This window comes from Streptomyces mayteni (genome assembly GCF_054783955.1).
Map to the genome: position 1 here is coordinate 1 of NZ_BAAGPR010000174.1, position 10,537 is coordinate 10,537.

The window sequence follows — 10,537 nt, forward strand, 5'->3', positions numbered from 1 at the left end:
CGCCCCGCCCCGGCCGCGCCGCACCGGCCGCAGGCCCCGGCCCGGCCACGCCGCGCCGTGCCGGCGCTTCGCGCATCCCCGGTGCGGCAGCCGGTGGGGTGGGTGGGTGGGGGGAAACCGCCGTGGCCGAAACCGGCACGCACACCACCGCCCGCCGCCGTGAACCCCCGCCCGCCAAGGCGGGTTGGCGCGCGAGGTGTTGACGGGCGGGCCCGTCGGTCGTACTTTGCTTCGGCACTTGGTCCGATAATTTTCGGCGAGTTTCCGGAAGGTGTGCGACGATGCGAAGCCTTAGTACCCGGCGTGCCGGACGAATACGTCCCCTCGCGGCCGCGACGGCCGCCGCCCTGTCGATGACCGCGTTGGCGGCCTGTGGGAGCAGTGGTCCCGGCGGGCGCGGTGGGGACGGGCTCGAGGTGTGGGTGTACCAGGACGGTTCGACCGTGATCCAGGAGGAGTTCGTCGAGCGGTTCAACGAGAGCTCCGACATCGACATCAACCTGACCCAGATCCCGGGCGAGAACTACCAGGACCGGATGCGGACCGCCATGGGTGGTTCCAACGCGCCGGACATCTTCTTCAACTGGGGCGGCGGCAGCATCTCCGACTTCGTCGACCAGGACATGCTGGTCGACCTCACGGACGTGGTGGCGGACGAGCCCGGGCTCCAGGGCGCGTTCATCCCGTCGATCCTGGAGGCCGGCGGGATCGACGGGCGGATCTACGGGGTGCCGATGCGCGGCGTGCAGCCCGTGATCCTGTTCTACAACCAGAGCCTGTTCGACGAGGCCGGCGTCCAGCCGCCCACGTCCTGGGACGACCTGCTCGGGCTCGTGGACACGTTCGCCGAGCGCGACATCACCCCGGCCGTGCTCGCCGGCGGCGACCCGTGGACCGAGCTGATGTGGCTCGAGTACCTGCTCGACCGGGAGGGCGGGGCCGAGGTGTTCGCCCGGATCAGGGCCGGCGACGCGGCCGCCTGGGGCGACCCGGCGGTGCTGGCCGCGGCCGAGCGGGTCACGGAGCTGGTGGACGCCGGGACGTTCGGCAACAACTTCCGGTCCGTGCGGTACACCACGGACGGCGCGTCGACGTTCTTCGCGCAGGGCGAGGCCGCGATGCACCTGATGGGCTCCTGGGAGTACGCCAACCAGCTCGCGCAGCAGCCCGAGTTCACCGAGAACGACCTGGCGTTCGCCGCCTTCCCCGGCATCCCCGGCGGGGCAGGCGACCCGTCAGCCGTGGTCGGCAACCCGACCAACTACTGGTCGGTCCACTCCGACGTGGAGGGCGAACGGCTGGACGCCGCCGTCGAGTTCCTGTCGCTGATGGCCAGCGAGGAGTACGCGCAGGCGCTGATCGACAACGGCGACATCCCGACCACCGTCAACGCGGAGTCGCTGCTGGACAGCCACAACAACCCGGAGTTCGCCCGCTTCCAGTACGACATGGTGACGAACGCGTCGGACTTCACGCTGTCCTGGGACCAGGCGCTGCCGGCCGCGCAGTCCACGCCGATGATGGACAACATCGAGAAGCTCTTCGGTGGCGACCTGTCCGCGCAGGAGTTCGTCGACGCGATGCGGGACCTCTGAGTGGCTCGCAACTCCGCGCGGGCGGACGCCGTCTCCGTCCCGCACGCCGGTCGCCCAGGCCTCGCCTGGGCGATTCCGGGCGTGTTGTTCTTCCTCGTCTTCGCCGCCGCGCCCATGGTGCTGGTCGGCTATCTGTCGTTCACGGACTGGGACGGTCTGGGGAGCCCCTCCTGGATCGGCTTCGACAACTGGTCGCGGCTGTGGAACGACGACGGCATGCGCAACGCCGTCTGGCTGAGCGTGCTGTTGACCCTGTTCACCTGGGCCGTGCAGACCCCGATCGCGCTGCTGCTCGGCGTGTGGGCCGCCGGCCGGCAGCGCTACCGGGCGGTGCTGTCGGCGATCTTCTTCCTGCCGCTGCTGGCCTCCTCGGTGGCGCTCGCCCTGCTCTGGCGGACCCTGTTCGACCCCAACCTGGGCCTCGCGGCGGACGTCGCCGAGTGGTTCGACCTGGAGACGGCCGACCTGCTCGGCTCCTCGCGCGGCGCGTTCGTCGCCATCGTCTTCGTGGCCAGTTGGCAGTTCGTGCCGTTCCACACCCTGATCTACCAGGGCGGCGCGCGGCAGATCCCGCGGTCGCTCTACGACGCGGCGTCCATCGACGGCGCCGGCACCGTGCGGCAGTTCTTCTCCATCACGCTGCCGCAGCTGCGCAACACCGTCATCACCTCGTCCGTGCTGATGGTGGTGGGCGCGCTCACCTACTTCGACACGGTGCTGATCCTCACCAACGGCGGCCCTGGCGACGCCACCAGGATCCTGCCCTTCCTGATGTACGAGGAGGGGTTCAGGACCTTCGAACTCGGCTACGCGAGCGCCATCGCCGGGACCCTGGTGGTCATCGCGACCGGCGTCTCGCTGCTGCTGGTGCGGCTGACCGGGTTCACCAGGATGCAGAGCACCAGGGAGGGGCTGTGACCCAGACCCAGGCGGGGACCGTCGTGAAGCGGCGGCCCGCGACCCCACCGGGGACGCCCGCCGGGCGGCCGGCACACGGCCCCGGCCGGCGGCTGCTGCCCAGGGGCAACTACCCGGCCGGTTTCGCCGCGTTGCTCTGGCTGGCCATCGTGGTGATCCCGCTGTACGTGCTGGTGATCTCCACCCTCCAGGACCGGGCCTCCTACCTGGAGAACGGCCCGCTCTCGCTGCCCACCAGCCCGTCCCTCGACAGCTACCAGCGGGTGCTGGAGGGCGAGTTCCCGCGCTATCTGCTCAACACCCTGGTGGTGACGGTCTCCTGCGCGGCCATCGCCGTGGTGCTGTCGGTGACCGTCGCCTACACCGTGGTGCGCAACCGCTCCGCGCTCTCGCGCCGCGCCTTCCAGCTGTTCCTGCTCGGCCTGGCCATCCCGTCGCAGGCCGTGATCATCCCGATCTACTGGCTGATCACCGAACTCCGGATGTACGACACGCTGATGGCGGTGATCCTGCCGACGGCCGCGTTCTCGCTGCCGGTCAGCGTGCTGATCCTGGTGGGCACGATGCGGGACATCGACGAGGAGCTGTACGAGTCGATGGCGCTGGACGGCGCGAGCCAGACCCGGATCCTGCTCCAGCTCGTGGTGCCGATGTCCCGCGCCGGCATCTCGACGGTCGGGGTGTTCGCGGCGCTCGGCGCCTGGAACGGCTTCCTGTTCCCGCTGATCCTCACCCAGTCCCAGGAGAACCGCGTGCTCACGCTCGGCCTGTACGACTACATCGGCGAGTACCGGGCGGACATTCCGGCGCTGCTCTCCGCCGTCGTGCTCTCCATCGTGCCGATCTTCACCGCATACCTCTTCGCCCGCCGGCAGTTGATCAACGGCCTGATGGGCGTCGGCGGCCGGTGAGGAGCGCTCCTCGGGGAGCACCAAGACCACTGAGAAGGAGCACCATGCCCGACCAAAGCGAGCCCCCGGAACACCCCTGGCAGGACGTCTCGCTGCCGGCCGCCTCCCGCGCGGCCGCGCTGCTCTCCCGGATGACCCTGGAGGAGAAGCTGGCCCAACTGGTCGGCATCTGGCCGGGAGTCGGGTCGGAGGACGACGAGGACGTCGCCCCGAGGCAGCACGAGATCGACGCGTCGACCCCCGACCCGCGCTCGGTCGTGGTGCACGGCCTCGGGCAGTTCACCAGGCCGTTCGGCACCGCCCCGGTCGACCCGACCGAGCGGGCCAGAACCCTGGCCGAGGACCAGCGGCGGATCGCGGCGGGCAACCGGTTCGGGGTGCCGGCCATCGCGCACGAGGAGTGCCTGACCGGGTTCAACGCCTGGCAGGCCACCATCTTCCCCACCCCGCTGGCCTGGGGCGCCTCCTTCGACCCCGAGCTGGTCGAGGAGGCAGCCCGGCTGATCGGCGCCTCGATGCGCTCGGTCGGCATCCACCAGGGCCTGTCGCCGGTGCTCGACGTGGTGCGCGACCCGCGCTGGGGCCGCACCGAGGAGTCCATCAGCGAGGACCCCTACCTGGTCGCCACCGTCGGCACCGGCTACGTGCGCGGCCTGGAGCGGTCCGGGATCGTGGCCACCCTCAAGCACTTCGTCGGCTACTCGGCCTCGCGCGGCGCCCGCAACCACGCTCCGGTCTCCATCGGGCCCCGGGAGCTGGCCGACGTGCTGCTCCCGCCGTTCGAGACGGCGCTGCGGGAGGGCGGCGCCCGCTCGGTGATGGCGGCCTACAACGACGTGGACGGGGTGCCGGCGAGCGCCGACCACGAGCTGCTGACCCGGCTGCTGCGGGACGAGCTGGGCTTCACCGGGACGGTCGTCTCGGACTACTTCGGCGTCTCCTTCCTGGAGTTGAGCCACGGCGTGGCCGGATCGCCGGGCGAGGCGGCGGCGTTGGCACTCGCGGCGGGCGTGGACGTCGAACTACCGGCCCAACGCTGCTACGGCGAGCCGCTGTTGAAGGCGCTGCGCTCAGGCGAGGTGGCCGAGGAGTTGGTGGACAGGTCGGCGCTTCGGGTGCTGACCCAGAAGGCGCAGCTCGGCCTGCTCGACGCCGACTGGTCGGGCGAGCCCTCGGCGCTGGCCGGCGACCGTGACGTGGTGGACCTCGACCCGCCTCGGATGCGGGCGGTGGCCAGGCGTCTCGCCGAGGAGTCGGTGGTGCTGCTGGCCAACCGGAACGGCGCGCTGCCGTTGGCGCCCGGCGGGCGGATCGCCGTGCTCGGCCCGCTGGCCGACGATCCGGCGGCGATGTTGGGCTGCTACACCTTCCCTCGGCACGCGGGCGCGCACCACCCCGACCTGCCGATCGGCGTCGAACTGCCCACGCTGTTGGAGGCGTTGCGGGCCGAGCTGCCGAACGCCGAGGTCGCGAGGGCGGAGACGCCCGAGGAGGTGGCGGGCGCCGAGGTGTGCGTGGTGGTGGTCGCGGACCGCTCGGGGCTCTTCGGGCGCGGCACGTCGGGCGAGGGCTGCGACGCCGCCGACCTGCGGCTGCCGGACGGCCAGGGGGCGGTGGTGGACGCGGCGCTCGCCACCGGGGTGCCCGTGGTGCTGGTGCTGCTGACCGGCCGGCCGTACGCGCTCGGCCGCTGGGCCGACCGGCTGGCGGCCTGCGTGCAGGCGTTCTTCCCCGGCGAGGAGGGCGGCGGCGCGGTGGCCGGGGTGCTCTCGGGGCGGGTGGAGCCGTCGGGCCGGCTGCCGGTCGGCGTGCCGGCGGACCCGGGCGGCCAGCCGTGGTCGTACCTGGCGCCGCCGCTCGGGCAGCCTGGCGAGGCCAGCTCCGTCGACCCGACGCCCTGCTACCCGTTCGGGCACGGCCTGTCCTACACGGAGTTCACCTGGTCGGACGCGGCCGTGGACGCCGACGCCCTGGCTGCTGACTCTGTTGACGTGGACGCGGCGGCGGAGGTGCGGCTGACCGTGACCAACGCCGGCGCGCGGGCCGGCACCGAGGTCGTCCAGCTGTATCTGCACGATCCAGTGGCCAGGACCGCGCGCCCGGTGAACCGGCTGATCGGCTACGCCCGGGTGCCACTCGCGCCAGGCGAGTCGGCCGAGGTGCGGTTCGCGTTCCACCCGGACCTGACCTCGTACACGGTGGCCCCCGGCCGGCGGATCGTGGAGCCAGGCGCGCTGGAGCTGCGGCTCGCCGCGTCCAGCGCCGACATCAGGCACCGGCTGCCGCTGACCCTCACGGGTCGGGAGCGCGTCGTCGGCCGCGACCGCCGGCTGACCTGCCCCGTCACGGTGGTGCCCGGCACGGTCGCCGCGCCGGGCGCGGACAATCCGCGCACGTGACCGGAGGTTGACTCGGATCGCCGAACACCGCGGCGCGGCCTAGGCTTGGCCGCATGGGCTGGACCGTGCGCGACATACCCGATCTCAAGGGCCGCACCGCGGTGGTCACCGGCGCCAACAGCGGGCTCGGCTATGTCGCGTCGCGCGAGCTGGCCCGCCGCGGCGCCCAGGTGGTGCTGGCCTGCCGCAGCCAGCAACGCGGCCAGGCTGCCCTGGAGCGGCTGCTCGGCGAGGTCCCGGAGGCCCGGGCCGAGCTGCGGCTGCTCGACCTGGCCGACCTGGCGTCTGTGCGGGCCTTCGCCGGCGACTGGGGCGAGCGGCCGCTCGACCTGCTGATCAACAACGCCGGCCTGATGGCCATCCCGTTCGCCCGAACGGCGGACGGCTTCGAGACGCAGTTCGGCGTGAACCACCTCGGCCACTTCGCGCTGACCGGGCTGCTGTCGCGCCAGCTGCTCTCCACTCCCGGCGCGCGGATCGTGGTGGTCTCCAGCCTGGCGCACTGGATGTCCAACGTCGACCTGCGGGACCTCAACTCCGAGCGCCGCTACCGGCCCTGGATCGCCTACGCCAGGTCCAAGTCGGCGAACCTGCTGTTCACCCACGAGTTGGCGCGCCGGCTGCGCGGCCACGACGTGCTGGCCGCCGCCGTGCACCCCGGGTACGCGTCGACGGAGCTCCAGGCCAAGGGGCCGCGGATGGCCGGCAGTTCCGTCGGGGAGCGCACCGCCAACACGCTCAACCGGCTGATCGCGGCGCCGCCCGAGGTCGGCGCCACCCCGCTGCTGTACGCGGCCACCGCGCCCTCGGTCGCACCCGACTCGTTCACCGGGCCGAGCGTCCTGGGCGCCCGCACCCTCCGCGGCGGCCCTGGCGGGCCCTGGCGCGCCGCCTGGACCAGGAACGACGCGATGGGCGAGCGACTGTGGGCCGCGTCCGAGGAGCTGACGGGCATCCGCTTCACGATCCCCTAGGTCCCGTCCGGGGCCCGCCCACGGGCGCATTACCGACCCAAGACCCGATTCTCAGGGAAATCACATCTTCATAGAACAATCCTCTCAGGGCCGGCGCCCAGGGTCGTCCCCATGGTTGTCTCCCCCCGCCCCCACCGCCCGCCGCGCCCCCTGCCGGCCCGGGAGCACCTGCGTACCGCGCAGCGCGACCCGGTGCTCGACGTCGTCGTCCCCGTCCACAACGAGGAGCAGGACCTGGCGGGCTGCGTCCACCGGCTGCACGCGCACCTGAGCGCCGCCTTCCCCTACCCGTTCCTGATCACCGTCGCCGACAACGCGAGCACCGACCGGACCCCGGAGATAGCCGGCGCGCTGGCCGCCGAGCTCCCCCGGGTCCGGGTGGTGCGGCTGGCCGAGAAGGGGCGCGGCCGGGCGCTGCGCGCCGTCTGGTCCGCCTCGCCCGCGCCGGTACTCGCCTACATGGACGCCGACCTGTCCACCGACCTGAACGCGCTGCTGCCGCTGGTCGCGCCGCTGATCTCGGGCCACTCCGACCTGGCGATCGGCTCCCGGCTCGACCGCTCGGCGCGGGTGGTGCGCGGCGCCAAGCGCGAGTTCGTCTCCCGCGCCTACAACCTGCTGCTGCGCCGCTCGCTCGCCGCCCGGTTCTCCGACGCGCAGTGCGGGTTCAAGGCGATCCGCAAGGACGTCGCCGACCGGCTGCTGCCGCTGGTGGAGGACACCGGCTGGTTCTTCGACACCGAGCTGCTGGTGGTCGCCGAGCGGGCCGGCCTCCGCATCCACGAGGTGCCGGTGGACTGGGTGGACGACCCGGACAGCAGCGTCGACATCGTGCGCACCGCGGCCGAGGACCTCAAGGGCATGTGGCGGGTGGGCAGGGCACTGGCCGCCGGCGCCCTGCCGCTCGACCGGCTGCGCCGCCCCTTCGGCGACGACCCGCGCGACCGGGCGCTCGACGTGCCGCGCGGCCTTGCCCGCCAACTGGTGGGCTTCGCCGTGGTCGGGGTGCTCAGCACGCTCTGCTACCTGCTGCTCTACTCGCTGCTGCGGCTCGGCATGGGCGCCCAACTCGCCAACGCCCTGGCGCTGCTGCTCTCCGCCGTCGGCAACACGGCCGCCAACCGCCGGCTGACGTTCGGCGTGCGGGGGCGGGCGCACGCCGTCCGGCACCAGGCGCGCGGCCTGGTCGTCTTCGGCATCGGGCTGGCCCTGACCAGCGGCTCGCTGGCGGCGCTCGACGCGCTGGCCGACGCGCCCTCGCACGGCACCGAGCTGACGGTGCTGGTGGTGGCCAACCTGGTGGCGACGGTGCTGCGCTTCCTGCTGTTCCGCGCCTGGATCTTCCGCACGGCCGCCCGGGCCGAACCCCCGAGGATCCCCGTCGTCCCACTCGCCCGCCTCGATGACGACCGGAGCCCGAGGAGCACGTCATGACCACAGGCACCACTGGCACCACTGGCACCACGACCTGGTTGGCCCCCGACCGCCGCCCCACGACCGGCGCGCACGCGGCGCGCGCCTGGCGCGGTCGCGTGGACGACCCGCGCTGGGCGCGCCCCGCACTCCTCGCGCTGCTGGCGCTGACGGCCGTGCTGTACGTGTGGAACCTCGGCGCCTCCGGCTACGCCAACTCCTTCTACTCCGCGGCGGCGCAGGCCGGCGGCAGCGACTGGAAGGCGTTCTTCTTCGGCTCGCTCGACGCGTCGAACGCGATCACCGTGGACAAGCCGCCGGCCGCGCTCTGGCCGATGGGGCTCTCGGTGCGGATCTTCGGGCTGAGCTCCTGGGCGATCCTGCTCCCCGAGGCGCTGATGGGCGTGGCCACGGTGGCGGTGCTCCACGCGGCGGTGCGGCGCGCGTTCTCCCCGGCCGCCGGACTGATCGCCGGCCTGGTGCTCGCGGTGACGCCCGTCGCGGCGCTGATGTTCCGGTTCAACAACCCCGACGCGCTGCTCTGCCTGCTGATGGTCGCGGCGGTCTACTGCGTGCTGCGCGCGCTGGAGCACGCGCGGACCAGGTGGCTGCTGCTGGCCGGCGTCGCGTTCGGACTGGCGTTCCTGACCAAGACGCTCCAGGCGTTCCTGATCCTGCCGCCGCTGGCCCTGGTGTACGCGGTCTGCGCCCCGACCAGGCCGCTCCGACGGATCGGGCAACTCGCCCTGGGCGGCGTCGCGTTGCTGCTGTCCGCCGGCTGGTGGGTGGCGATCGTCGAACTGTGGCCGGCATCGTCACGGCCGTACGTCGGCGGCTCCCAGGACAACAGCTTCCTCGAACTCACCCTCGGCTACAACGGGTTGGGCCGGATCACCGGCGACGAGACCGGCAGCGTCGGCGGTGGCGGCGGAGGCGGAGGCGGCAGCTGGGGTGAGACGGGCCTGTTCCGGCTGTTCGACGGCTCGATGGGCGGCCAGATCTCCTGGCTGCTGCCGGCGGCCTTCCTGCTGCTCGCCGCCGGCCTGGTGGTGACGGCCCGCGCCCCGCGCACGGACCGCCGGCGGGCCGCGTTCCTGGCCTGGGGCGGGGCGCTGCTCTTCACGTTCGTCACGTTCAGCTTCATGAGCGGGATCTTCCACGAGTACTACAACGTGGCGCTGGCCCCCTATGTCGCGGCGCTGGTCGGCATGGGCGCGACGACGCTGTGGTCCCTGCGGGGCCGGCCGTGGGCCGCCGCGACGCTGGCCGCCGTGGTGGCGGTGACGGCCGGCTGGTCGTACGTCCTGCTCGGGCGGAGCCCCGAGTGGCACCCGTGGCTGCGATGGGTCGTGCTGCTGGCCGGCCTGGCGGCCGCCGCGGCCCTGCTGCCGCTCGGCAGGCCGCGCGGCCGTGGCCTGCCGGTCGCGGTGGCGGCGACGGCGCTGTGCGCCGTCCTGGCCGGCCCCGTCGCCTACACCCTGGGCACCATCGGCCAACCCCACACCGGCTCCATCGTGACCGCGGGCCCGACCGTCACGTCGGGCTTCGGCGGCGGTGGCGGGCCGGGTGGCGGGCCGGGCGGTTTCCGCTTCCAGCCTCCGGGCGGCGGCCAGCCGGGCCAGACCGGCCAGCCGCCGGCCACGGGGCGGAGCCCAGGCGCGGGCGGCGGGCTCCTCGACGGAGCCGAGGTCGACGACGAGACGCGAACCCTGCTGTCGGCCGACGCCGACCAGTACCGCTGGATCGCCGCGACCACCGGCGCCCAGAACGCGGCCAGCTACCAACTCGCCACGGAATCCCCGGTGATGGCCCTCGGCGGCTTCAACGGCACCGACCCGTCGCCCACGTTGGAGGAGTTCGTGACGTACGTGGAGCGTGGCGACATCCACTACTTCGTCGGCGGGGGCGGAGGGATGGGGATGGGGATGGGCCAGGACGGCACGTCCGGGGAGATCGCCGCCTGGGTGGAGGCGAACTTCCCGGCGACGGTGGTGGGAGGGGTGACGCTCTACGACCTGACGGCTACCGCCTGACGGGCCCCGGGGGGGTCTCCCCCACCCACCCGCCCTGTCTTCCGCGCTCCGCGCGAGCGGAGCCCCGGCGGGCCCACTCCACCCCGGCGGCTGCGCCGCGCCTCGCGCGGTTTTTCCCCCGCCCACCCGCCCTTGTTCCGCGCTTCGCGCGGGTGGGCCCTGGCGGGCCGGGGCTGGCCGGCGGCGGGTGCGGCGCCGGGGCAGGGTGCCCTGCGGCTTGCCGGGGGTTTTCCCCGCCCGCCCGCCCTTTGTTCCGCGCTTCGCGCGGTGGGGGCCCGGCCGGGGGCCGAGGGC

The 10,537-nt window shown here is 73.3% G+C and carries 7 protein-coding genes; all 7 read left to right on the forward strand.

What is annotated here, in order from left to right; genetic code table 11:
* Positions 1 to 281 precede the first annotated feature (281 nt).
* The 7 genes from ACYVPE_RS37640 (at position 282) to ACYVPE_RS37670 (ending at position 10,243) form a co-directional block, all read left to right on the forward strand.
* Entirely contained in the window at positions 282 to 1,595 is a 1,314-nt protein-coding gene (locus tag ACYVPE_RS37640) for an extracellular solute-binding protein (protein WP_461038343.1), read from the forward strand.
* Entirely contained in the window at positions 1,596 to 2,513 is a 918-nt protein-coding gene (locus tag ACYVPE_RS37645) for a carbohydrate ABC transporter permease (protein WP_461038344.1), read from the forward strand.
* A complete protein-coding gene (locus tag ACYVPE_RS37650; protein ID WP_461038345.1) occupies positions 2,510 to 3,424 on the forward strand; it encodes a carbohydrate ABC transporter permease in 915 nt (304 codons plus the stop codon). The genes ACYVPE_RS37645 and ACYVPE_RS37650 overlap by 4 nt, the downstream gene beginning before the upstream one ends.
* Before the next feature lie 44 nt (positions 3,425 to 3,468).
* Complete coding sequence (locus ACYVPE_RS37655) at positions 3,469 to 5,823, forward strand: beta-xylosidase/alpha-l-arabinosidase (protein WP_461038346.1); 2,355 nt, start codon at positions 3,469 to 3,471, stop codon at positions 5,821 to 5,823.
* 53 nt (positions 5,824 to 5,876) lie between these two features.
* Positions 5,877 to 6,797 carry an oxidoreductase gene (locus ACYVPE_RS37660; protein WP_461038347.1) on the forward strand — a complete coding sequence of 307 codons (921 nt, stop codon included), beginning with the start codon at positions 5,877 to 5,879 and terminating at the stop codon, positions 6,795 to 6,797.
* Positions 6,798 to 6,908: 111 nt separating this feature from the next.
* Positions 6,909 to 8,231: a bifunctional glycosyltransferase family 2/GtrA family protein gene (locus ACYVPE_RS37665; RefSeq protein WP_461038348.1), complete on the forward strand. Its 1,323-nt coding sequence runs from the start codon at positions 6,909 to 6,911 to the stop codon at positions 8,229 to 8,231.
* Complete coding sequence (locus tag ACYVPE_RS37670) at positions 8,228 to 10,243, forward strand: glycosyltransferase family 39 protein (RefSeq protein ID WP_461038349.1); 2,016 nt, start codon at positions 8,228 to 8,230, stop codon at positions 10,241 to 10,243. Before ACYVPE_RS37665 ends, ACYVPE_RS37670 begins: the two co-directional genes overlap by 4 nt.
* The last annotated feature ends 294 nt before the right edge of the window (positions 10,244 to 10,537 follow it).

What these genes read in the sequence shown, in the direction of transcription:
- ACYVPE_RS37640 (WP_461038343.1), top strand. Translation starts at nt 282, where the DNA reads ATGCGAAGCCTTAGTACCCGGCGTGCCGGACGAATACGTCCCCTCGCG.
- ACYVPE_RS37655 (WP_461038346.1), top strand. Translation starts at nt 3,469, where the DNA reads ATGCCCGACCAAAGCGAGCCCCCGGAACACCCCTGGCAGGACGTCTCG.
- ACYVPE_RS37660 (WP_461038347.1), top strand. Translation starts at nt 5,877, where the DNA reads ATGGGCTGGACCGTGCGCGACATACCCGATCTCAAGGGCCGCACCGCG.
- ACYVPE_RS37665 (WP_461038348.1), top strand. Translation starts at nt 6,909, where the DNA reads ATGGTTGTCTCCCCCCGCCCCCACCGCCCGCCGCGCCCCCTGCCGGCC.
- ACYVPE_RS37670 (WP_461038349.1), top strand. Translation starts at nt 8,228, where the DNA reads ATGACCACAGGCACCACTGGCACCACTGGCACCACGACCTGGTTGGCC.